Here is a 22,576-nt window from a genome sequence, read left to right on the forward strand (position 1 = left end):
ATACATGGAAATTGTCAAAATCGTAATGCCGACTCCCTATGATGAAGGAGACGTCAATGGTTTTTTAGTAAAAGGGGACGCTTTATCAATCTTTGATGTTGGTCCAAAAACGAAAGAAGCTTACGAGGCCCTGGAGCACGGGATTAAAAGTGCTGGGTATCGTTTAGAAGATATTGAACAAGTCATTTTAACCCATCATCATCCAGATCACGCCGGATGGGTTGATGCTTTTCCAAAGGCGGAAATCATTGCTCATAAATATGTTGACCATTGGATGAGAAAAACGGAAGAATTTTTAAATTATCGGGAAGAATTTTATAAAATGCATATGATTAAGCAAGCTGTCCCTGAAGAATCTATGCAGAGAATTCTTCGCATCCGCAGGGAAATGGAATTATATGGGAGCGTCCCATTGACAAAAACGATGGAAGATGGGGAAGAGGTGCCGGGCCATCCTGGTCTGATTGCTTATTACACACCTGGGCATGCCCAAAGCCATTTCATTTTTTTTCATCAACAGACTAGGGAAGTGATTGGCGGGGATTTGCTGTTGGAAAAAATTTCATCTAATCCACTAATGGAACCTCCGGTGGATTTATCTTTCTATCGTCCGAAAAGCCTTGTCCAATATCAAGAATCCATGAAATTTTTAGCTGACTTAGATGTTTCAACAGTCTATGCGGGGCACGGAAATGAAGTGGTCAATGTAAAGGAATTAGTTGAAATGAGGCTTGAAAGAGATTCCATGCGGGCAAACCAAGTATATGACATTTTAGCGCAGCCAAAAACCGTTTATGAAGTAACGAAAGCATTATATCCAACCGTTTATGAAAACCAATTGGGATTGACTCTTTCAAAAAGCCAAGGATATTTGGATTTATTAGTGAAAGAGGAACGCATTCGTTGCGAACTTGTTGGAGAGCATGAAATCTATTCAAGAATTTAAAAGATAAACCCACAATCTAAAGGTCTGTCCTTTAGTTGTGGGTTTTTATATTGAATAGGTTTTTGTAGAGGCATGTGTACCATTATAATCGATTAAGCTTTAAAGGAAAAACCTGGTCCAAAGAATTCAAAGTGAATGCGGTCATCCGGAACTCCAAGTTCTCGAACAGCAGGAATGAGCGCTTCCATAAATGCTTCTGGTCCGCAAATATAAACTTCTGTGTTTTCTTTAATAAATTTCGCTAAATCGTCTTTTGTAAGGTGGCCTTCCTCATCGGAATATTTTGCAAAGTATGTTCCATTTAATTCAGCAAGTTTCTTTTGAATTTGTTCTTGGAAAACCGCTAATTTTTCATTGCGGACAGATTGAATGAAAACAACTTCACGGCCCGCTTCCATAGAATCAAGCATTGCATAAAGCGGCGTTACTCCAATACCTCCTGCAACGAACAATACAGGGTTTTCGTTTTGCTGCAGCGTGAATAAGCCGGCAGGGGCGCTGACTTCAATAGTGCTGCCTTCTTCCACATCATCATGTAAATAATTTGATACGACACCTTTTGGATTATTTTCCGCTTCCCGTTTTACAGAAATGCGGTAAATGTTTCCTTTTGGCGCTTGGGATACTGTATAGTGGCGAAGGGCTGTATATTCTTCACCAGGCGCTTTCACTTTAACAGTAATGTATTGGCCTGGTTGATATGGTGGAAGCGCTTTCCCGTCTTCCGGTTCTAAATAGAAGGAAGTGATGAGTTCATTTTCCTGTTCTTTTTTCACCACTTTAAATGGTTTAAATAAGCGCCAACCTCCATTGGCTTCCGCTTGTTGATAAAGCTCTTCTTCCACTTGGATAAATACGTCTGCAATAACGCCGTAAGCATCTTTCCATGCATCGATTATTTCATCTGTTGCAGCATCTCCCAATACTTCTTTAATGGCTGCAAGCAAATTTTCCCCTACAATTGGGTAATGTTCTGGCAAAATGCCGAGTGCGCGATGTTTGTGGGCGATTAAGTGCACAACTGGCAAAATGGCATCCAAATTGTCAATGTTTGCGGCAGCTGCGTAGACGGAAGCAGCAAGGGCTTGAGGCTGTCTTCCTTCCCTTTGGTTTGTTTGGTTAAATACATTTTTTAATTCAGGATGGTTTTCTAACATTCTTTTATAAAAATGCTTTGTAATGTCCACTCCATATTTTTCAAGCACTGGCACAGTGGATTTAATAATGTCGATTGTTTGTTTTGTTAACATTTATAACACGTCCTTTCGAAACCAATATAAACCGAATGGGGGAATAAAAGCAATATATGAAATACATCTTTAACAATTCTGACACAATTGATGTATATAAAATACTTCTTTTTGAAATCGAACTTTTTGTGTAAACATGAGCTTGCCTATTGCAAAAATGGTATAATGAATGGAGATTATAACAACAAAGCGTGGTGGAAGAATTTGCGTCTAACTTTATATACCGACTATTCCTTAAGGGTGTTAATCTATTTAGGCATTAAAGGAAATCAGTTATCGACAATTCAAGAAATTGCTGATCATTATCATATATCCAAAAATCATTTAATGAAGGTAACTTATGATTTAGCTCAATATGGATTTATAGAAACCGTTCGGGGAAGAGGGGGAGGAATCCGGCTTAAAGTCGAACCGAAAGAGATTAATATTGGAAAATTGGTTCGGCATACGGAAGAAGATTTTCATATAGTGGAGTGTTTTGACCACAATAACAACTTATGCAAAATATCTCCTTCTTGCCAGTTGAAGCGTGTGTTGTATGAAGCGTTGCAGGCATTTTTGCAAGTGCTCGACCAATACACTTTGGCGGATTTCCTCCACTCAAGAGAGGAATTAGCTGAGCTGCTCCAAATGAAAATCGATGTTTAGGGATGTTCTATCCAAGGATATCCCTTTTTCTTTTGCTTATTTTACAAGGGGGAAGGGTTATAAATGGAGTGTAAAAAAATTTTTATTACCGGTGCGACAAGCGGCATTGGTAGAAACATTGCAGAATTATGTTTAAAAAAAAGATACGAAGTGTATGCAACGGGCCGAAATAAAGAAGCGCTTCATTCTTTGGCGAAACTCGGTGCAACAGTAATAGAAGGGGATTTAAGCAAGAAAGAAGATATTCATCGAATATTCAGCGAACTTCCTGAGATCGATGTAGCGATTATCAACGCGGGAGTAGGCGTTTTTGAAAATGTATTTGACTTAACGGACGAAGATATTGATAAGATGTTGGATGTGAATGTTAGAGCGCCTATTTATATCGCCAAACATTTAGCGCCGAAAATGATGAAAAGACGTTCAGGCCATTTGATTTTGATTGGTTCACAAGCTGGGAAAGTGGCAACAAAAAAAGCGAGCGTTTATGCAGCATCAAAACACGCCATCACTGGTTTTGCCAATGGTTTAAGAATGGAGCTTTCTCCATACAATATCAAAGTATCGGCTGTATATCCCGGACCAATTGATACACCTTTTTTAGATAAAGCTGATGCAACGCACACTTATCGAAATTCTGTAAAAGGCGTGCTGCTCGCTCCTGAGAAAGTCGCGGCAGAAATCGTCAAATTAATCGATCATCCTAAAAGAGAAATTAATTTGCCCAGCATCATGGGACTTACAAGCAAGCTTTATGCATTAGCCCCTGCATTAACAGAAAGGCTGGGAAAACGATTTTTTACGAAAAAATGATGCATGAAAACTAAAAAATTCGGCCTTTTCGTTTTTATAAAAAATCTTTCAATTACTTATAAAAATACACTTGTTTTTATTTTTATAATCTGTTAACATTCATGTATAAACTTTTAATGAATTGTATAAAAATACATTCCAATTATTGAAGGAGTTCATGTAGTTATGGCAAATAAAAAAGTAGTTTTAGCATATTCAGGCGGTCTTGACACATCTGTTGCTATTCCTTGGCTAAAAGAACAAGGGTACGACGTTGTAGCAGTTTGTTTAGACGTCGGCGAAGGAAAAGACCTTGATTTTATTCAAAAGAAAGCTCTTCAAGTTGGAGCTGTTGAATCATATATCATTGATGCAAAAGATGAATTTGCGGAAGAATATGCCCTTGTGGCGCTTCAAGCACACACTTGGTATGAACAAAAATATCCGTTAGTATCTGCCTTATCCCGTCCATTAATTGCAAAAAAATTAGTGGAAATTGCCAACAAAACAAATGCTGATGCCGTAGCGCACGGTTGTACGGGTAAAGGAAACGACCAAGTGCGTTTTGAAGTATCCATCAAAGCGTTAAATCCAAATCTAGAAGTGTTGGCGCCAGTGCGTGAATGGGCTTGGAGCCGCGATGAAGAAATTGAATACGCGAAAAAACACAATGTTCCTGTACCTGCAACAATCGATTCTCCATTCTCCATCGACCAAAATCTTTGGGGACGCGCCAATGAAGCAGGTATCATGGAAGATCCATGGGTAGCTCCACCAGAAGAAGCTTACGGATTGACTGTATCCATTGAAAATGCACCAGATACTCCTGAATTCGTGGAGATTGAATTCGTGGAAGGGAAACCAGTGGCATTAAACGGCAAAGAAATGAAACTCGCAGATTTGATTCTTGAATTAAATAAAATTGCCGGCCGCCATGGTGTTGGACGCATTGACCACGTGGAAAACCGCTTAGTCGGCATTAAGTCCCGTGAAGTATATGAAATTCCAGGGGCAAAAGTTCTTTTAACTGCCCATAAAGAACTTGAAGATATTACGCTTGTGAAAGAACTTGCACACTTTAAACCAATCGTAGAACAAAAACTTTCAGAAGTGATTTATGATGGTTTATGGTTCAACCCAATTCGTGAAGCGCTTTATGCCTTCATTAAAGAAACACAAAAATATGTGAACGGAACTGTTCGCGTCAAATTGTTCAAAGGCCATGCCATTGTAGAAGGAAGAAAATCTCCAAACTCTTTATACAATGAAAAATTGGCGACTTACTCAAAAGAAGATGCCTTTAACCATGCGTCTGCAGTTGGATTTATTGAACTTTGGGGCCTTCCAACAGTTGTCGCTTCACAAGTGAACAATAAAACAATCTACACAAAATAAGGAAATTTGAGTGCGAAGAGGTCTAGGGAAGATTATTTTAAGACAGGATGAGGGGGAGAATAGCTTGTTCTTAAAATAATGCGCTTGGGAAGGGGAGTTTCTCAAGCACTTAGGCTCCTTCGCTATTCTTTTTTGTATTGGAAACCATATTTACAGTAAGGATAGGTGGAAACAATGACAAAACTTTGGGGAGGACGTTTCCAAAAATCAGCGGAAAGCTGGGTGGATGAATTTGGAGCGTCCATTGGTTTCGACCAGCAATTAGTCATGGAAGATATTGAAGGAAGCCTTGCCCATGTCACAATGCTAGGGGCGCAGGGCATTTTGCCGGAAGAAGATGTGGAAAAAATTAAATGGGGTCTTCAGGAGTTAAAGAAAAAAGCAGAAAATGGCGAACTTGAATATAAAGTGGAAAATGAAGACATTCATTTGAATATTGAAAAAATGCTCATAGATTTAATTGGCCCAGTCGGTGGGAAATTACATACTGGCCGTAGTCGGAATGACCAAGTGGCGACAGATGTTCACTTATTCTTAAAGAAACGGGTGAAAGAAGTCATCGAATTAATTGTGGCGTTCCAAAAAACGATTTTGGAAAAAGCGGAGCAGCATATTGAAACGATTGCTCCTGGCTATACGCATATGCAGCGGGCGCAGCCGATTAGCTTTGCCCATCATTTAATGGCTTATTTTTGGATGCTCGAACGGGATAAAGAACGTTTTACGGAATCTTTAAAACGAATTGACATTTCTCCATTAGGTGCCGGCGCGATGGCAGGGACAACATTTCCAATCGACCGGGAAATGACAGCAAAATTATTAGGATTTTCCAAAATTTATGAAAATTCCATGGATGCCGTAAGCGACCGTGATTTTATCGTGGAGTTTTTATCCAACTCTTCATTGCTCATGACCCATTTATCCCGCTTTGCCGAAGAAATTATTCTTTGGTCAACGGATGAGTTTAAATTTATTGAACTGGACGATTCCTTCTCTACAGGTTCATCCATTATGCCGCAAAAGAAAAATCCGGATATGGCGGAACTGATCCGCGGGAAAACAGGACGTGTTTACGGAAATTTAATTGGTCTGCTTACGGTATTGAAAGGCACGCCGCTTACTTATAATAAAGATATGCAGGAAGATAAAGAAGGCATGTTTGACACCCTTCAAACGATTTTAGGTTCTTTGAAAATCTTTGAAGGTATGGTCCGCACGATGACCGTCAATACGGAGCGTTTAAATCAGGCTGTGCATAGCGACTTCTCCAATGCAACAGAACTAGCCGATTATCTTGCCACAAAAGGTATGCCTTTTAGAAAAGCCCATGAAGTGACAGGAAAATTGGTGTTTAAATGCATTCAAAAAGGCATCTTCCTGCAAGATTTAACATTGGAAGAAATGAAAGAAGAAAGCGAATTAATCGAAGAAGATGTATATGCAGTATTGAAGCCGGAAGCGGCGGTAGCACGTCGTCTGTCCCAAGGCGGTACAGGATTTGACCAAGTAAAAAAACAAATTGAAAAAGCAAAAGCTTGCTTGCAATAAATTTCCCTTAGAACTGCCAAATGACGGCAGTTCTTTTTTATAAGAATAACCTCCTTTCCATTGAAAAAACTAAATTGAAAGGAGGTTGCGGCAGTGAGATTATTTATGTCCCTTGTTTTAATTGCTTCTACAATTTTTATTGGAACTTTCATGTCCGATGCTTCGGAATCCCGAGCCCAACAGCAATCCACCCCTGCTTATGCCAAATGGGGAAGAATCGCCATGGAGAAGGTGAAGGAGAAATACGAAAAAGCAGATATTATTGATTATCTCCATAAGGGAAAGGTAGTCGGAAATCAAACATCTACGGAAAAATTTAAACTTTGGTTGCGGGAAGGAAACCGGGAGTTTGGCGTTTTTGTAGATATTACTTTTGATAACAAAACGGAAGAAATTGTAAATATTGAAATGAAGGAAACAGACCGATAAGAACAATCAATTCTCCTTTAGGGGCCAGTTCGAGCTGGGCCCGTTGAAAGCGCCCAGATCGGAAATCAATTTTTACTTATATATCAAAAAAGGGGGCGTCTGAAAAGTGGACAGCCCCGTTTTTTTAAATTTATCCCAATCTCTTGATTATCCTCTGATTTGTCCATTGCCTCGGATGTAGTATTTGGTTGAAGTGAGCGCTGGCAATCCCATCGGACCTCTTGCGTGAAGCTTTTGAGTGCTGATGCCTATTTCTGCACCATACCCAAATTCGAAGCCGTCCGTAAAACGAGTTGAAGCATTGACGTAAACGCTTGTGGCATCAACCCGATTTAAAAATGTTTCAGCATTCTTTTCATCATTCGTAATAATGGCTTCTGAGTGTTTTGTTCCGTAATGATTGATATGGTGAATCGCTTCTTCTACATCTTTGACAACTTTCACACTAATGGTGAGGCTCAAAAATTCCGTTGCATAATCTTCATCACTTGCAAGGATAGCTTGAGGCAGCACTTCACATACTTTCTCATCCCCAATAATTTTGACTCCAGCGTTTTCAAGGCTTTCAAGCAATCTTTTTCCGTGTTCATGAAACCAATTTTCTTGAATTAATAAGCTTTCTGCTGCGTTGCAAACGGATGGCCTTTGAGTTTTGGCGTTGATGACCACTTTCTCCGCAATTTCATAGTCCGCCGTTTTGTCGACATACACATGGCAATTTCCAGCTCCTGTCTCAAGCACTGGAACGGATGCTTCCCTTACAACAAGATCGATTAATTTTTTTCCACCGCGCGGAATCAATACATCGATGTATTCCTTTAAATGGAACAGCTTTGAAGCAGTTTCATGGCTAGTATCTTCAATTAATTGCACTGCATCAGTCGGCAGTGAAGTTTTTTCCAATGCCCGATGGATGCATGTGACAAGGGCGATATTGGATTGTTTTGCAGATGAACTGCCTCGTAAAATCACCGCATTGCCAGTTTTTAAACATAATGTGGCAGCATCCACCGTTACATTTGGACGAGCTTCGTAAATGATGCAGACAACGCCTAAAGGAACCCGTCTTTTTTCAATTTTTAATCCATTTTCTTTTAAAGCTTTCAAGCACTTCGCCGATTGGATCCGGCAATTCAATTAACTGATGAATAGCATCTACCATTGATTGAATGCGGTCTTCGTTTAACATGATTCGGTCAAGGATGGCCTCTGAAAGCCCTTGTTCTTTTCCTGTTTCTAAATCTTTTTGATTGGCTTCAATGATGGTATCTTTTTCAAGTAGTAATTGTTCAGCGATTTTTTTAAGCGCCTCATTTTTTTCTTCTGTTGTCTTTAAATTCATTAAATAGCTTGCAATCTTTGCTGCTTTTCCTTTTATCTCTACTTCGCAGCTTACCATGTTTTTCATCATAAACCTACCTCCCTTAAATTTTCACCCATCTATCCCTGTGAATGACTTCGATAAAACCATCGTGCAGCTCATCGGTTTTTTTGCCGCATGCTTGGGCGATTTCTTCATTGGAGTACAATACTTCACCCCGGCCAATGAGCCCCGATTCTCCATAAACTTCTACCACATCTCCGCGGTCAAAGTTTCCTTCTACTTTATAAATTCCTGCAGGCAATAAACTTTTACCTCTCCGCAATAACGCTTCTTCTGCGCCTTGATCGATGAACAGCTTTCCTTTTGCTTCCGTAAAAGAGATCCATTGTTTTTGGCTTGGAAGCACCGGCAGTTCGTCTCGCTCGATATATGTTCCATCGCCGCGGCCTTCTAAAATATTAAAAAGTTTATCTGGTCCGCTGCCTTTGCCGATAAATACTTTCACCCCGGCTCTTAAGGCAGTGCGGGCGGCAAGCAATTTCGACTGCATGCCGCCTGTTCCCACTTTTGAACCGGCGCCTTTTGCTAGTTGAAGCATTTCATCCGTAATTTCTGTTAAACGGTCAATCCGCTTTGCCTTTGGATTTTTTAACGGATTGTCATCGTAAAATCCGTTGATGTCTGTTAGGATAATAAGCTGGTCTGCATGAACAAGTCCGCTTACAAGAGCAGAAAGCATATCATTGTCGCCAAAAGTCAGCTCGGTCACAGACACGGTATCATTTTCGTTAATAATTGGCAAAATGGAGCGTTCCAACAATTCACTAAAAGTGGCAAAGGCATTTTTATAGCGCTCTTTATTGGAAAAATCCGTTCGGGTTAAAAGCACTTGGGCTGTGGTAATGCCGTAATGGGCAAACCGTTCAGCATACAATTGAATGAGCAGGCTTTGCCCAACAGCCGCCGCCGCCTGTTTGCCTTTTAACGTAACAGGGCGGGTAGGGTAGCCGAGTTTTCGAAAACCGGCAGCCACTGCCCCAGAGGAAACAAGGAGCACTTCATGACCTTGCTTTACCACTTTTGCAATGGCATCCACATGATCTTGTATTTTTTCGTAGTCAATTTCTCCTTTTGAGTTCGTCAGTGAACTAGAACCTATTTTAACGACAATTCGTTTTTTTTCCATCCATATCCATCCTTAATATGTTGTATATAAAATAAAAAAACCTTTTCCACCCTAGTTTTAGGGCGAAAAAGGAATTTCCGCGGTACCACCTAAATTGGATTAATACTAATCCCACTTTCACTCATTTAACGCATGAGAACGTCTAGTTTTTGGCTAGAAGCTAACGAAGCAGGTTCAGCAGCTCTTATTTGTACGATGTCTTTCAGCCTATGGACATCGCTCTCTTTCCAACAGTGTGCTGCTTACTAGTCTTCGCTGCGCTGATTCCCGTATGTTCGTTTCTAACTCATTCTAATTAAAAATATGCATGAAATTTTGAAAAGTGTCAACAATTTCAACGAAAATACAAGCAATGAACTTTCGTGTATAACAGGTTGGATATGCCCTATAATATAAATAGTTTAGAAAATAAAGGAGAATCAAACAATGTTTATAGAAATTGACAAAGGTGTCGACATTGTTGGTGATATACACGCATGCTTCGACGAATGGAAACAAATGTTAGACCAATTAGGCTATCAAAAAAATGAACAAGGTTTATATGTCCATCCGGAAGGAAGGAAAATTGTTTCCCTTGGCGATGTCATGAGCAGAGGACCGAAATCCATTGAAACAATGGAATTTTTTTTAAACCACCAGCATTTAATGTATATGGTGGATAGCAACCACGGCTGGAAAATTGCCCGATGGTTGGATGGAAGAAAAGTGCAGCTCAAACATGGCGATGAAAAAGTGGAAGAGGAGTTTATTGAATTTGAGCGGAAACAGGGGAGAGAAAAAACCATCCAATTAAAAAAACAATTGAGGGATTTATTAATGAATGCTCCTTCCCACTATATACTAACAGAAAAAGGGCAGCCAAAAGTGGTTTGTGTTCATGCAGGAATACGGGAAGAGTTTATAGGAAAAGAATCGGAAAAAATCAAAAATTTTTGCCGTTATGGAGATGTAGCCGGTGTTGATGAGCGCGGCAAACCAATACGCCGGGATTGGTATAAACAATATAAAGGGAAACTCCTTATTATATGGGGGCACGATCCAAAACCGGAGCCGCTCATTGTAAATAATACCATCAATATAGACCAAGGAGTTGTTTTTGGCGGAAAATTGACAGCTTATCGATATCCGGAAAAAGAATTTGTTTTTGTTCAGGCAAAAAAAGATTATGCGGGTGTGAAAGACAATCCATTGAATAAAAAGGAATAAAAAAGAATACCCATTCAAAACATTTCATCGGTTTTGAAGGGTATTGCCAACTTTAACGGATTAAGCGAGATGGAAATGGCGAAATTAAGCTGCTTGTTTCGTATATTTATTGAGCAAATTGTCCAATTGTTGGCTGCAATTTACGACTTCTGGGTGTGTGAATCCTAGTGCTTGTGCTTTTCGGTACATACGCTTTCTTTTGATTTCTATTATAACTCTGAGTACTTTTTTATAGAGTATATAGAACATTTTTCTTCCTCCAGTGAAATTGTTTCATGATATTTTTTGTATACTTTTGTAGAACTGTCTTCATTGTAAGACATTTAGATTGAAAAATATGTCGGATTGTGGAGGAAACTAAAATTTTCACAAATTTGTCACAATTTAATAGATTAAGTGTAAAAAAAAGAGGGTATATATTTATATTGTTGGCAGTTGATAAGTATTTTCAATAAAAAAATGAGGCTGGGACATAAACAAAAAATGAAAGGGGCAGTTGAAAGAGTTTTGATAAAAAATTGATAGAACGAAAAATTGATTGAAGTGACGGGGCGAGTTCCTGTCGCGCACGATTAGTCGCAAAGCGGAACAAGCTCAAGGAAGTAAATTCAAAGCTTTCCTGCAACAATCCCTCTCGAGACCACGAGGAGCGAAGGAATGACTCAGAGGAGGGCCCGCGGAAAGCGTCCCCGGAACGGAAATCAATTTTAATAACATATCAAAAAAACATCATTTTCTCTTTGGAGAAAATGATGTTTTTTTAGATTTGTCCAACCTCGTTTTTTTATTTATGGGGAGTTGATTATTTTGTAAATGATAAAATAGCTTGATTTTTATATGTTTCTAAAGTGTGAACGGCTTCTTCTTTTGTTTCATATTCAAAGCAACGGAATGTATCTCTTTCAAAAACTGTAACAACCCACATCGAAAATTCCTCCTTAAGAATTTTTAATTCAACCCCAAAATCTATAGTAACGACAATTGTTTCTGTGATTATTATTTCGTAAAGGACAAGACAGCAGACTTACCAAATTTTTGAAGTGCTGACATCGCTTCATGTTTTTCTGCAAATTCAAAGATTCGATAAGAATTTTTTTCAAATACAGTAAGTACCCACATCTTGGGATCAAGCTCCTTTAAAATAATTTTGTTATATAACATTTCTGTGAATTTTTAATTCAGAAGAAATTGTTATATATCAATTTCATCTTCATTGTATAACGGGAAAATCAAAAAGGAAAGGGAAAGTGAAACTTTTCACATTTTGTTCATTTTGATGACGTTTTCATTTTCAACAATTGTTCACAAAACCATTTTGTTATTTTTTGAAAATATTTTGTATAAGGAAAATCCAGCGAAAAAGTGAAAATTCGCTGGATTATAAGGTTATTTAATGAAATGTTGATAATGATGTTTTGGGAATTCTAAGCCGAGTTTTTCAAATTCTTTTTCCACTTCTTCAAGAAGCTGATTCACTTTTTCTCTTGTTTGTTCATCTAATTCCGGCTTTTTCGGCAATTCAACTCCTAATTCTTTAAGTTGGTCTTCGGCTTTATTTCGAGCAATAGCACCGCTTTTCATTTCTTTTATAATTTCTTTAGCTTTTTGTTTTGTTTCTTCATCGAGATTTTCAAAGATTTTGCATTTTTCATCTATAGGAATCACGCCTAATTCCGCTAGTTTTTGATCCGCTTCTTTGGAAGAAATTTTTCCTTCATCCAATTCTTTAATAATTGTTCGGACTTGTTCTTTTGTATTTTCATCTAATTTTGAATAAATTTCGTGGACATTTGGATGGTCCGCTTTTACACCTAATTTCTCGAATTCTTCATGTAAATGATTTAAAATGCGATCCACTTGCTGTTTTTGCTCATCATTTAACTGTTCGTATTGCTTTATAAATGTAGTGTGGCTGTGCGCCGATGTGTCAGAAGGGGCAAGTAGGATGCATAAAGTAAGAAGGAAAGAGAACAGAGGAAACCATTTTTTCATGAAAAATCACCTCTCCAATAGATTTCACTACATTATCTTTCCCAAAATTCAAGAAGAAAAAAGTGATGATTATTGTTGATATAGGGAGAAAAAGACAAAAAAAGAGGAGCAAAATAGCTCCTTAAATACCAATCGGGGAGAAGCGATCAATATTAATTTTTTTCAATTCTTTTTTTTCAATAACGATTCAATGGGAATAACTTTTTCCGGCAGAGGATCACTCATTTCACTTGTTTTCATCCATTCGTAATTTTCTTTGTTGCCAATGTACAGATTAAAATTTTGGTGGGTGCTTTTCATAAAAACAATTTGCTGTTTTTTCATTCGACAACCTCCAAAAGAGGAAAGTGGTTATATATTTTTGTTTGATTTTTGCGTTTTATCGTGATTCGTTTTATTGTTTTTATTTTTTGCTTTTGAGTCGAATTCCTCTGAAATCTCCTCTGTTGGATCTTCAGGATTATTGGCGCTATTTGTTGTATTTTTGTGCAAATGTTTATATGTTTCAAAAGGGTTATGAGTTCTTTCGTTCATCGTTTTGTTATTATTTTTCAAATTGTTCACCTCCTTGCGTTTTCATTATTATTCTCAAGTTATTTGAACGATTTACATGAAACAATGAAGAAAAGCGAGAATTCATTTCCATTATAGGATTGCAAATTTTGGACAATCTAAATGGAAACAGGAGGTGAAGCAAATGTTGATCGAAAAATCCTCCGCTTGGAAGGAAGAGTTTGCTAGGCGCTTAAATGAAGATGGACCGTGGGATGACTGGACGCTGTATAAAATGGCATATGAAGTGGTGAAAGACCAATTAATTACGGATTTTTCAGGTTTGCAGGCACCTAAATTTTTGACCAATATTCAATTTCTTGATTACCAAATAGAAGCAGCCCGGACGGTTATTGAAAAAATGAATGGAAAAGCGATTTTAGCAGATGAAGTGGGGCTTGGAAAAACGATTGAGGCCGGTTTAATTTTGAAGGAATACATCTTGAGGGGGCTTGTCAAAAAAGCGTTAATATTAGTGCCTGCATCTTTGCTTACCCAGTGGGTGGATGAATTAAACGGTAAATTTTTCATCCCTGCAATTGGATGCCGAAAGAAAAATGTCCCTTTTGAACAATATGATTTTGTCGTCATGAGTATGGATATGGCAAAGCGCAGCCCGTACCGGGAAAAAATTTACGAACAGGATTTTGACATGATTATTATTGATGAGGCCCATAAATTAAAAAACCATAAAACCCAAACGTATCAATTTGTGCAAGGAATAAAAAAGAAATTTTGTTTGTTGCTTACTGCAACCCCTATACAAAATCATATTTTTGAAATTTTTTATCTTGTCTCTTTACTAAAACCGGGGCATTTAGGAAATGTGGAAAGCTTCCAATCCTACTTTAAGAAAGGAAAAAATGGATTAGCAGAAGACGAATATTTAAAAGAATTGGTTGACCAAGTCATGATTCGGAATCGCCGACAAGATACAGGCATTGAATGGGTAGGAAGGAATGTACAAACAATTCCGATCCAATTTACGGAAGAGGAACAGAAAGTATACCAAATGATTCAATCTTTAAAAGAACGCACAAGCCTTTTCAGCAATTCTTTCGCCATGACCACCTTGTTGAAAGAGATGTGTTCAAGCAAAGAGGCGGCTTATTTGACCCTCGTTAAATTGAAAGAAAAAGTTCAAAGGCAGGAAGAAATAGATTATATAGATGAAATTATAGAAAAAATGTCCAACTTAGAAATTAATTCGAAGGCTGAAAAAACCTATGAAATTATTCAAAAGGCAAAAGATAAGGTCATTATCTTTACAGAATATCGGGCAACGCAGCATTATTTGCAATGGTACTTATATCAAAAAGGCATAAAAAGTGTCTTGTTTAATGGAAAGTTTAGTAAAAACAAACGGGATTGGATGAGGCAATTGTTCCGGGATTATGCGGATGTCCTCATAGCAACAGAATCCGGCGGTGAAGGCATCAACTTGCAATTTTGCCACCATGTTATAAATTTTGATTTACCTTGGAATCCAATGAAAATTGAACAGCGAATAGGCCGCGTCCACCGATTTGGACAGGAGCAGGATGTATACATTTACAATCTTGCCATTCAAAATACCATTGAAGACCGGATTTTGGATTTATTGACAAATAAAATCAATGTATTTGAAAAAGTGGTCGGTGAATTGGATGATATTTTAACAAACAAAGTAGAGGAACGGATTTACCAATCTCCAAACTTTGTTTCAAATTTTGATTTTGAAGATTACGGTTTGGAAGGGGAACTTGGATTTACCTAATCGATTATTGAGAGGTGCTAAAAGATGTTAGCTGAACAAATCCATGATTATTTGCGCACATTTTTCACCGTCACTGGATGTGAAATAACAGAGGAAGCACCGGACTATTTAACGGTGCAATTAACGGCCGATATTGACAAACGCATTATGAATCGCCCCTTCTATTGGCAATTCGTTGAAAGTACAAAAGCAGAGCCGAATCCTTTAAAAGTAACTTTCATTACAAAGAAACATGAAAACCAAGACATTCGCGGCGAATATATCCACTACGGCTCCATGCGAATGCATCAAATTTTTCAGGCGACAAAAGATTTAGGATGCTTTGTTCAAATGTATGAAAATATGGAAGGGGCAAGTTTATTTCCTTGGGTGGGCGCAAATTTTAAAGTTTCTTATCATACCGACCAAACAAAAGAAATGCTTTTTTCGTTGGGCATCAATTTAATCCATGGAAGTGTTAAAAGCAATTTTCAAGATTGGCTGATTGAACGGACACTGACGAAGGAATTTCCGAAAAACGCCTATTGTCTTCCTTATATTGTTTCACCAATCAGAGCCATTGAAAGATTAGAGACAGCTATTGAAAACTATATCGGTCATGATGATATGACTTGGGCGGAGGAGGCCGAGAAACGATGGAGAAGGGAACAGGAAATTTTAAATCATTTCTATGAGGGAGTCATTGAGAAACCGGAAGTCTATGAGATTGAAAAGGAAGCTCTTAGAGAACGTTTTCAGCCGCGAATTAAAATAGAAATAGTAAGCGGCGGAATTTTTTATTTAAAATAGATCGTAACAAAGGGGGCGTCTGAAAATGATATGCTCCCTATTAGGTAGACAGATGAAAAAATAAAAATTCATCTGACCTAATAGGGGGCTTTCATTATGACCTTTTACAAGTATCCTAAAGAGTTTATGTTAAAACTGATTCATTTCTATTTAATGGGTGATTATTCATTTGAAAAGCTTGCTCGTCAATATAAAATTCACCAAAGCACTTTAAAAGAATGGGTTCGAAAGTATGAAGCTTTTGGTGAAGCGGTCTTTCACTTTAACTTTTCTCCACGATGCTATACAAGAGAACAGAAGATTCAAGAGGTGGAGGATTATTTATCTGGTGAATATTCTTTACTCGAATTAATGAAAAAACATCAAATTTCAGGTAGAACGATTTTAATGAAGTGGGTGAAAAAGTATACTAGTCATTGTGATATAAAAGATTCGGGTAAAGGATTGAGTAAAACAATGACAAAAGGTAGAAAAACAACCCTACTAGAACGAATGGAGATAGTCGATTTTTGCTTAAAGCACCATAAAAATTATCAATTAGCAGCCCAAACTTATCAAGTTTCTTATCAACAGGTATACCAATGGGTGAAAAAATTTGAGTTACATGGAGAAGAAGGCCTACAAGATCGCCGTGGACGCACAAAATCAGAGGCTGAATTAACGACGGAATGTCCTTTGTAAAGCAGCAACTTTTTCGCACTGGCGAATTGACGAGTTCCATCGGATTTTTTCCTTTTGTATATTCAAAAAACCAAGATTTATTTGAAAAACGTTGCCATACTTTTGTATCCTCAAGTATTTCGATATCTTCAAAAGCTCGGTCTGCCAGCAGAGGATTTTGTAGCAATACATTATAATTCCACAACATATACCCGAAGATGTTCTCCCAAAGAGTAAGAGGAGAGATGGTTGTTGTTTGGCGAAGTTGTACAATAATTTGATGGGCTTGATACAGGATTTTTGAAATGACATATTCCCTTTCATTTTCTTCTACATAGCGGAAGTCTGTAGGAGTAATGTATGTTCCGAGCGTATCCATACCATATTCAAGTACATGGAAGTAACGAACATCTTCTAATTTTCCGTCCCAAATTTCATCATAAGCAGTGAGAAAATAAAATTGAGTAGCAACGAATAATCCAAAGCGACAGCTGAAATGGGATATAGCTGCCGCCTCTGTACTTGCTTGAGTAATTTCCATCATGAGCTTCAGAAAATCCTTTAGAAAAAATTCTTTATGTATATTTTCCAATGTAAATAAAGGGTTTTTCGGCTCTTCTGTAACAATACTATAGGAATTTAGGAAAGTAAGTTGTTCATATGTTAAAACGGGCATCGTATCACCTCTATGTTATTTCACTGTGTTTAACATAACATGTTTTTGCTGATTTTGTTTGGAGATGATATAGAAGGGGAAAGCCAAACGTCATTTGAGAAGTTTGGCTTTTTCTGATAGGTCTGATTTTTTTCCGATAATCGCTGTGTGATAGCTATGAAGTAGCATGCCTACGATAATAATCGCAAGACCGAAAAGTGCAATTGGATCTGGTAGAGGAACTCCAAGTATCATCATTTCTCCGATAATGACAAATACGACTTCCATTGACTGAGTTGCTTCTACTGCAGCAAGTTTTCCTTGATGATCTCGCACGCGGTCTGTGGCAATAAAGAACAACGTCGTCGCGATTACACCGGAACTAACAGCGACGATAAAGGATTGTATGACTTGGTTCATGGAAGGGAGCCCCACTGTACAAATGGCAATAACAGCTAAAATAATCCAAGCTGGCAGTGATGCAATGGTCATACCAAGCACCCGCTCAAACGCATCGATTCGACTGCCACATAACTCCATCATTTTTCGGTTACCAAGCGGATAACTAAAGGCAGCGATGACTACCGGAATCACTCCAAGCAGTAAGTGATTGAAAGTTACCTCTTTTCCTTGAGGTATTTGAATAAGCATAATACCGATTAGAATAATGCTTGAAATGAATAAGGAAGTGAGCGGTATTTTTTGACGTATGATTTTGTTATCTACGACGGTTACAAATAACGGTGCAAGAAGTACACCGGCAACAATCGTTAGCTGCCACGTTCCTGACACAAGCCAACCAGGTCCATAAGCTGCTGCAAAAGTGAGTGGTGCGTAAAAAAGAACAAAGCCCACGAAACTCCAAAGTAACCATTTTGAAGTATTTTCTCTCATTTCTCTATGTAAATTTTCAAAACCTGTTCGATAAGAGACAATGGCGATAAGGAAGGGGAGCATAAAGAAAAATCTTAGTGAAGAACTCCAAAGCCAACTTCCTCCACTTAACTCCATGGACCGATTTAAAATAAAAGTGACCGCAAAAAATAAGGCTGCAAATATGCCAAGAGTGATTTCTTTCATTATTAATACCTACTTTCTGAGAGAAAACATCGAAAAATTCTATACTACAAATATATTAACAGAATATTCAAACATGATTTATTTCGTTTCTGCCTCAAAGAGTTTGATTTCGTACTGTAATTCTCCTAGTGGACCACCATCCATCGTATAAGCAAAATCCGCACCGAAAGCTTTGACATCAAATTTATGTGGCCCACGACCGATTTCTTCATCAGGAGTAAAGGCAACTCGAATTTTTCCGTGTTTAATTTCAGGATGATTTACTAAATATTCCATTGCCGTCATAATCTCTGCAATTCCAGCTTTATCATCTGCTCCCAGTAACGTCGTGCCGTCTGTTGTAATCAATGTTTGTCAGACATAATTTTTTAAATTTGGGAATTGGTTAGGGGATAGAGTGCATTCATCGTTTAATTGAATTTCTCCGCCGTCATAATTGTCAATTCGTTTCGGTTGGACATTTGTTCCAGAAAAATCTGGTGATGTATCAACATGAGCTAAAAAACCAATAGTTGGTACAGGCTTATCTGTATTGGCTGGTAATGTGGCAAATAAGTAGCCATTCTCGTCCAATGTGATGTCTGTGAGTCCAATCTCTGCTAGTTCATCTTTTAGTACATTTAATAAATCCCATTGTTTTTTCGTAGAAGGGGTTGTAGAGCTTTCCGGATCAGATTGTGTCGATTTTAGCGTATCGAATCAATCGTTCAATAACTTTTTCTTTCATGACGCTGCCTCCTTATTAATACTGCCACTATTGTATCATTTTTCCTTTTTTATGATGAGAAAAATGATGTGTCATTGAAATTATTGAAACTATTTATAGCTACCTACCGTAGAATAGAAGAAGGATGGTGAAAGGGATGACACAATAACTCATCACGACTCTAATATTTTCTATTATTACAACGATTCTTATCGTTCCAATTACTAGAAGATTGCCGAAAGAAGCTACATTATCATTTAAACAATTCTTGAAATCATTACTATTTGTATTCATCGGTAGCTGGATTATTTATTTTCTATTCGTATCACTAGTGTTGCATTAATTTAATTTTAATATTAAAAAGACTCACAATCTTCACTTATTTTATTTTGTGAAAAGAAAAAGTCCTTTATAATGGATAAGTCAGGTGATAACCCGTCCAAATCCACTAAAAAGGACCAAACTCATGGACAAGATTACACGAAAAACTTCATTTGGACAATGGTTTTCGCCAATAAATCTTCAATTATTTGAAGAACAGGTGAAAACGATGAAATTAGATTACTATACGAAAAAATTAACGACAGAGTCATTTCTAAAATTACTGCTTTTTGCGCAATTGGAAGAAATCGAAAGTCTCCATGCGCTAAGCGATTGCCTTTTTGATGACCAACTTCAAAAAGGGGTCGACCTTCATTCTATTAGTATTTCACAGTTGTCACGGCGATTAAATGGTATAAACCCAGATCTATTTCAAAAGCTTTTTCTTGATTTAGTCGCAAAAATTCATGCCAAAACACCATACACAAAACGGGTCATGCCTTTAAAAATCATTGATTCAAGCACATTGCCACTTAATTTGACCAATCATAAATGGGCGAAGTTTCGCAAAACAAAGGCTGGTGTAAAGCTGCATTTGCGCCTTGTGTTTATGGAAAAGGGGATAACCTATCCTGAAAAAGCTTTGATGACAACGGCAAGAGAACATGACCGTGGACAGCTTGAAATCATGGTGGATGACAAGGAATGCATGTATGTGTTTGACTTAAAACTTCATCACGCCATCTTTCAATAGAAAATGTTTACTATATAAGTTATGAATATATTCAGCTTTTTTGTAAAAAAATAGTAGTAAATTCCGTTTATAAAGATGTGCATATCAAAAAAACATCATTTTCTCAAAAGGAGAAAATGATGTTTTTTAGTCTTATTTTGGAGAAACAAGGATTTTTATTTGCTGTTTATCGTTAACTAATGTTTCGAATCCTTCTTTCACGATATCATCAATTTTAATACGTTTTGTAACTAATTGTTCAGCAGGGAAGTATCCTTTTGTCATTAAATTCATAACCGCTGGGAAAATGTCTCGATATGCGATAATTCCTTTTACAGTGCGTTCTGATAACACAATATTATTTGGTTGGAGTGATGCTTCTTTTTCCCAAATAGAAACAATTACTGTTTCACCCTCAAATGTTGTTGAATCAATTGCTTGTTTTAATACTGCTGGTACACCTGTTACTTCAAATGCAACATCTACCCCACCATTTGTAAGCTCTTTAATTTTAGCTACTACATCCTCTTCTTCAGCTGGATTCATTACAGCAGTTGCACCAAGTTCTAAAGCTTTCTCTCTGCGCTCTTTTGAAAGTTCGACTGCATAAATCTCTGATGCACCTGCTACTTTTAATGCTTCAATTACTAATAAACCAATTGGCCCTGCACCAAATACAACCGTTTTATCTCCCGCTTTCAATTTGCTCATGCGAACTGCATGTAATGCCACTGCAGCTGGTTCTACTAAAGCACCTTGCTCAAGTGATAACCCTTCTGGCATTTTGTGCACCCAACGTTCATCCACTACAGTATATTCCGAGAAGCCTCCGCCGCCTCCTGATAGACCATGAAACCCCAAATGTTTACAAATATTATATTTTCCTTTTAAACATGCTGGACATTGACCACAAGCTAAAATTGGTTCTACTACAACTTTGTCTCCTACTTTTACCTTTGTAACCCCTTCACCTACTTCGACAACTGTTCCAGAAAATTCATGCCCCATTACAATTGGAGCCATTTCTTTACTTATTGGGTGAGGTTTTTCAACAGGAATAAAAATTGGACCCGCCACATATTCATGAAGATCGCTTCCACAAATGCCTGTCCACGCAACTTGGATTTTTACACGTCCTGGTGTTACTTTAGGTTCATTAATGTCTTCTACACGAATGTCTTTTGCATTGTACCAAAGTGCCGCTTTCACGAGTATCACACTCCAATTCAAATATTTACTACCAAAAAGTAGTAATTATATTTTACAAAACATTCCTATGATTATCTGTGGATAGAATGTTAAATTTTTTTAATATTTTTTAAAAATCATTGTTCTCAAGAAATTCTGCAAGAAATGTTTTATTCTCATTTAGAGTTAACGAAAAACGAAGCTGTGACGATGATTCAAAAAAACTATCAAATGGATATCGAAATTTTCGATGAAATTGAAGGGGAAATTTTAACTATGTCAGATTATATCGCAGCGGGGATTGTTATGCAGTTTTATTATCGTTTTCAATGTCCATATATTTATTATTTTGAATTCCTTAGTTATTCATTGAAATTTCTTCATTATTTATAGGTATTGGATACTTAACCTCAGAAAAGTTTTTGATTAGTAGTTCCTCTTTGACCATTTGTCCGGTTACTTTATCATATGTCTTTTTCCAAATTTCATTTTGACGATAGTTTTTTCCGTCCTTTTGTAAAAATTGATGGTTTCTTTCTTCGATATGGTAGGAATATGGCATTTCTTCATTACTAAAAATAGCACCTTTTAAATGTTTATCTGTTACCCATACTTTTATTTGGAAAGATTGGTTAGTTGGATTATAAAAACGTAAATCTACGTAGTTATAAAAAACACTTGCTCCGCTTCCAAAAGGCAGTGTCCTCCCGGAGTCAGGAAACGGGTCAAAACTATGGTGATGTCTTTCAATAACAACGAGAGGAGTATGTAAAGCCATCCAATAAAGTAAATTAGCAAGCTGGCAAATTCCACCGCCAATACCCGTTTTCACTTCTCCCATTTTGAGCTGCATGCCTTCAATATAGCCCTTTTCTTTTGATGTTCGACCAACTAGTTTCCAAAAAGAAAAAATTTCACCCGGTTTAATAATCACACCATCAATTTCACCTGTTGCAATTTTTAAGTTTGTAATTTTATTTTCTTGTAACTGAGGATCGCTATTTCCTAATTTCCTTCTCAATAAGGATTGATGTTTTTTACAAGTGAATGGAAATGTATTCGTTAAGTCCCTTTGCTTTGCAAATCGATTTCTGTCTTTTAAATCTGTTAATGTTCTAAAAATTCTTTTTTGCTCGATTCTAGCATGATAAAAAAATGGATGAATTTCAGATAGTCCCAAAATGTTTCCTCCTTAAACACCTTAAAATAACCGGTAAAAAAATCAAAACAGCTCCATATTTCCTTGCTATAATTTAAATCTAACCACGAAAACTCATTCTTTTTTCATAAGATCACCCCCAACTTATGTATTAGATGAATTTCAAAATAATAAAGCTTCAAATCCACACGTTTGGACTTGAAACTTTAAGTTAATAAATTCCAATAGTGCCATTTTATAAATTGGACTCTTTAAACCATG

At 37.3% G+C, this 22,576-nt stretch carries 21 protein-coding genes, 3 pseudogenes and 1 other annotated feature; of the genes and pseudogenes, 11 read left to right on the forward strand and 13 right to left on the reverse strand.

Features of this window, described 5'->3' with window-relative positions:
* Positions 1–4 precede the first annotated feature (4 nt).
* Positions 5–946 carry an MBL fold metallo-hydrolase gene (locus tag DKZ56_RS09860; protein ID WP_208649833.1) on the forward strand — a complete coding sequence of 314 codons (942 nt, stop codon included), beginning with the start codon at positions 5–7 and terminating at the stop codon, positions 944–946.
* A 92-nt stretch (positions 947–1,038) separates the two neighbouring features.
* Here DKZ56_RS09860 and hmpA read toward each other — a convergent pair whose 3' ends face one another.
* Complete coding sequence (hmpA, locus tag DKZ56_RS09865; RefSeq protein ID WP_208649834.1) at positions 1,039–2,196, reverse strand: NO-inducible flavohemoprotein; 1,158 nt, start codon at positions 2,194–2,196, stop codon at positions 1,039–1,041.
* A 204-nt stretch (positions 2,197–2,400) separates the two neighbouring features.
* Here hmpA and DKZ56_RS09870 point away from each other — a divergent pair, with 204 nt between their 5' ends.
* The 5 genes from DKZ56_RS09870 to DKZ56_RS09890 all read left to right on the forward strand — a co-directional run bounded on the left by DKZ56_RS09870 (position 2,401) and on the right by DKZ56_RS09890 (position 7,008).
* On the forward strand, positions 2,401–2,844 hold the full coding sequence (locus DKZ56_RS09870; RefSeq protein WP_208649835.1) for an RrF2 family transcriptional regulator: 444 nt from the start codon (positions 2,401–2,403) through the stop codon (positions 2,842–2,844).
* A gap of 63 nt (positions 2,845–2,907) precedes the next feature.
* Entirely contained in the window at positions 2,908–3,657 is a 750-nt protein-coding gene (locus DKZ56_RS09875; protein WP_208649836.1) for an SDR family NAD(P)-dependent oxidoreductase, read from the forward strand.
* Between the two features lie 165 nt (positions 3,658–3,822).
* A complete protein-coding gene (locus tag DKZ56_RS09880; RefSeq protein ID WP_208649837.1) occupies positions 3,823–5,031 on the forward strand; it encodes an argininosuccinate synthase in 1,209 nt (402 codons plus the stop codon).
* Between the two features lie 174 nt (positions 5,032–5,205).
* Positions 5,206–6,579, forward strand: coding sequence for an argininosuccinate lyase (gene argH / locus DKZ56_RS09885; RefSeq protein ID WP_208649838.1), 1,374 nt, complete (start codon positions 5,206–5,208; stop codon positions 6,577–6,579).
* A gap of 93 nt (positions 6,580–6,672) precedes the next feature.
* Positions 6,673–7,008, forward strand: a complete 336-nt coding sequence (locus DKZ56_RS09890) for a DUF3889 domain-containing protein (protein ID WP_208649839.1) — start codon at positions 6,673–6,675, stop codon at positions 7,006–7,008.
* A 147-nt stretch (positions 7,009–7,155) separates the two neighbouring features.
* On the opposite strand, the pseudogene DKZ56_RS09895 reads toward DKZ56_RS09890, so the two are convergent.
* Together DKZ56_RS09895 and proB are read right to left on the reverse strand one after the other, a co-directional pair.
* Positions 7,156–8,407: pseudogene (locus DKZ56_RS09895) on the reverse strand (glutamate-5-semialdehyde dehydrogenase).
* 25 nt (positions 8,408–8,432) lie between these two features.
* A complete protein-coding gene (gene proB, locus DKZ56_RS09900) occupies positions 8,433–9,518 on the reverse strand; it encodes a glutamate 5-kinase (RefSeq protein ID WP_208649840.1) in 1,086 nt (361 codons plus the stop codon).
* A gap of 55 nt (positions 9,519–9,573) precedes the next feature.
* Positions 9,574–9,783 (reverse strand) — a binding site (T-box leader).
* 161 nt (positions 9,784–9,944) lie between these two features.
* Between proB and prpE the strand changes: the two genes are divergently transcribed.
* Positions 9,945–10,724 (forward strand): bis(5'-nucleosyl)-tetraphosphatase PrpE, encoded by a 780-nt coding sequence (prpE, locus tag DKZ56_RS09905; RefSeq protein ID WP_208649841.1) that lies wholly within the window; start codon positions 9,945–9,947, stop codon positions 10,722–10,724.
* An 84-nt stretch (positions 10,725–10,808) separates the two neighbouring features.
* On the opposite strand, the gene DKZ56_RS09910 is transcribed toward prpE, so the two are convergent.
* The 6 genes from DKZ56_RS09910 to DKZ56_RS09925 all read right to left on the reverse strand — a co-directional run bounded on the left by DKZ56_RS09910 (position 10,809) and on the right by DKZ56_RS09925 (position 13,250).
* Entirely contained in the window at positions 10,809–10,973 is a 165-nt protein-coding gene (locus tag DKZ56_RS09910) for an aspartyl-phosphate phosphatase Spo0E family protein (protein WP_208649842.1), read from the reverse strand.
* A gap of 553 nt (positions 10,974–11,526) precedes the next feature.
* Positions 11,527–11,649, reverse strand: a complete 123-nt coding sequence (locus tag DKZ56_RS15750) for a hypothetical protein (RefSeq protein ID WP_281275650.1) — start codon at positions 11,647–11,649, stop codon at positions 11,527–11,529.
* Positions 11,650–11,720: 71 nt separating this feature from the next.
* The gene (locus tag DKZ56_RS15755; RefSeq protein ID WP_281275651.1) at positions 11,721–11,843 is read right to left on the reverse strand and encodes a hypothetical protein; all 123 of its coding nucleotides are present in this window, start codon (positions 11,841–11,843) and stop codon (positions 11,721–11,723) included.
* Positions 11,844–12,110: 267 nt separating this feature from the next.
* The gene (locus DKZ56_RS09915) at positions 12,111–12,716 is read right to left on the reverse strand and encodes a magnesium transporter (protein ID WP_208649843.1); all 606 of its coding nucleotides are present in this window, start codon (positions 12,714–12,716) and stop codon (positions 12,111–12,113) included.
* Positions 12,717–12,878: 162 nt separating this feature from the next.
* Complete coding sequence (locus tag DKZ56_RS09920) at positions 12,879–13,040, reverse strand: hypothetical protein (RefSeq protein WP_208649844.1); 162 nt, start codon at positions 13,038–13,040, stop codon at positions 12,879–12,881.
* A 27-nt stretch (positions 13,041–13,067) separates the two neighbouring features.
* Complete coding sequence (locus tag DKZ56_RS09925; RefSeq protein WP_208652228.1) at positions 13,068–13,250, reverse strand: hypothetical protein; 183 nt, start codon at positions 13,248–13,250, stop codon at positions 13,068–13,070.
* 163 nt (positions 13,251–13,413) lie between these two features.
* Between DKZ56_RS09925 and DKZ56_RS09930 the strand changes: the two genes are divergently transcribed.
* From DKZ56_RS09930 to DKZ56_RS15975, 3 genes are all read left to right on the forward strand, one after another.
* Positions 13,414–15,024 carry a DEAD/DEAH box helicase gene (locus tag DKZ56_RS09930; RefSeq protein WP_208649845.1) on the forward strand — a complete coding sequence of 537 codons (1,611 nt, stop codon included), beginning with the start codon at positions 13,414–13,416 and terminating at the stop codon, positions 15,022–15,024.
* Between the two features lie 24 nt (positions 15,025–15,048).
* Positions 15,049–15,813, forward strand: coding sequence for a YqhG family protein (locus DKZ56_RS09935; RefSeq protein ID WP_208649846.1), 765 nt, complete (start codon positions 15,049–15,051; stop codon positions 15,811–15,813).
* 96 nt (positions 15,814–15,909) lie between these two features.
* On the forward strand, positions 15,910–16,494 hold the full coding sequence (locus DKZ56_RS15975; protein WP_208649847.1) for a helix-turn-helix domain-containing protein: 585 nt from the start codon (positions 15,910–15,912) through the stop codon (positions 16,492–16,494).
* 745 nt (positions 16,495–17,239) lie between these two features.
* Here DKZ56_RS15975 and DKZ56_RS09950 read toward each other — a convergent pair.
* Complete coding sequence (locus DKZ56_RS09950) at positions 17,240–18,208, reverse strand: DMT family transporter (RefSeq protein ID WP_208649848.1); 969 nt, start codon at positions 18,206–18,208, stop codon at positions 17,240–17,242.
* Between the two features lie 108 nt (positions 18,209–18,316).
* Positions 18,317–18,935, reverse strand: a pseudogene (gene pepT / locus DKZ56_RS09955) (peptidase T); the annotation flags it as partial.
* A gap of 445 nt (positions 18,936–19,380) precedes the next feature.
* Here pepT and DKZ56_RS09960 point away from each other — a divergent pair.
* Positions 19,381–19,959 (forward strand): annotated as a pseudogene (locus DKZ56_RS09960) (DUF4372 domain-containing protein); the annotation flags it as partial.
* Between the two features lie 162 nt (positions 19,960–20,121).
* Here the strand turns inward: DKZ56_RS09960 and DKZ56_RS09965 are convergent.
* Positions 20,122–21,177: a 2,3-butanediol dehydrogenase gene (locus DKZ56_RS09965; protein WP_208649849.1), complete on the reverse strand. Its 1,056-nt coding sequence runs from the start codon at positions 21,175–21,177 to the stop codon at positions 20,122–20,124.
* A gap of 337 nt (positions 21,178–21,514) precedes the next feature.
* Positions 21,515–22,336 (reverse strand): VanW family protein, encoded by an 822-nt coding sequence (locus DKZ56_RS09970; RefSeq protein WP_208649850.1) that lies wholly within the window; start codon positions 22,334–22,336, stop codon positions 21,515–21,517.
* Positions 22,337–22,576: the final 240 nt, after the last annotated feature.

Origin of the sequence: Ureibacillus thermophilus (assembly GCF_004331915.1) — a bacterium.
GTDB classification, from domain to species: domain Bacteria; phylum Bacillota; class Bacilli; order Bacillales_A; family Planococcaceae; genus Ureibacillus; species Ureibacillus thermophilus.